Raw genomic sequence first — 1,133 nt, forward strand, 5'->3', positions numbered from 1 at the left:
TCGTGGAAGTGCTGCTCGGAGGCGATGAGCTCGTCCCGGTACCGGGGGGAGATCGAGCCCATCTGCTCCTGGTAGCGGGCGGCCTTGGCGGCCAGCCGGCGGCGCTCTCCGGCCGGGGCGTCCTGGGGCAGGGACACGTACTCCTCGGCGACGGCCTGCAGGGTGCTGATGACGCGCACGGCCCGGCCCTTGGGGCTGAACAGGGAGGCCAGGACGGTGACCGCCAGCACACCGATGATCACCGACAGGGACAGCCCGATGCCGATCTCCACGACCTCGACGTGCTCACCGTTGTTGATGAAGCCCAGGGTGTTCTCGTGCAGGGCGTGGATGATGAGCTTGATCCCGATGAAGCCCAGGATGATGGCCAGGCCCCAGGACAGGTAGATGAGCCGGTCCAGCAGCCCGTCGATGAGGAAGTACAGCTGGCGCAGACCCATCAGCGAGAACGCCACGGCGGTGAACACCAGGTAGGTCTCCTGGGTCAGGCCGAAGATCGCCGGGATGGAGTCCAGGGCGAAGAGGATGTCGGTGCCGCCGATGGCGACCATGACCAGCAGCATCGGCGTCATCGCCCGCTTGCCGTGGTGGATCGTGAACAGCTTGTCGCCGTCGTAGTGGTCGGTGGTGGGGATGAAGCGCTTGGCCAGGCGCACGATGAAGTTGTCCGCCTCGTCGTGGGCCGCCCCCGAGAGCTCCCCCTTGATCAGGGAGCCGGCGGTGAGCAGCAGGATCAGGCCGAAGGCGTAGAAGATCCAGGCGAACTGGTTGATCAGCCCCGCGCCCACGAAGATCAGGGCGGTGCGGGCGATCAGGGCGAAGGTGATGCCGAAGAGCAGGACCTTCTGCTGGTCCGCCCTCGGCACCTTGAAGGAGGCCATGATGATGAGGAAGACGAAGAGGTTGTCGACCGACAGCGCCTTCTCGGTGATGTACCCGGCGTAGTACTCCCCGGCGTACTGACCACCCCACCGGTAGAGGACGAACAGGCCGAAGAGCAGGGCGAGGCCGACGTAGATCGCCGACCAGATCGCGGCTTCCTTCAGCTGGGGCTCGTGCGCCTTGCGCACGTGGAACACGTAGTCGAACAGCAGCAGGCCGACGATCGCGACGATCGTCACGGCCCACACGGT

General features: G+C 65.9%; 1 protein-coding gene. It reads right to left on the reverse strand.

Going from position 1 to position 1,133, the window contains the following annotated elements; translation table 11 throughout:
- On the reverse strand, window positions 1-1,130 hold a 1,130-nt coding region (locus tag RCG67_RS16780; protein ID WP_368827924.1), incomplete at its 3' end, for a TerC family protein.
- Between the last annotated feature and the right edge of the window lie 3 nt (window positions 1,131-1,133).

Origin of the sequence: Kocuria cellulosilytica, assembly GCF_040981245.1 — a bacterium.
GTDB lineage: Bacteria > Actinomycetota > Actinomycetes > Actinomycetales > Micrococcaceae > Kocuria > Kocuria cellulosilytica.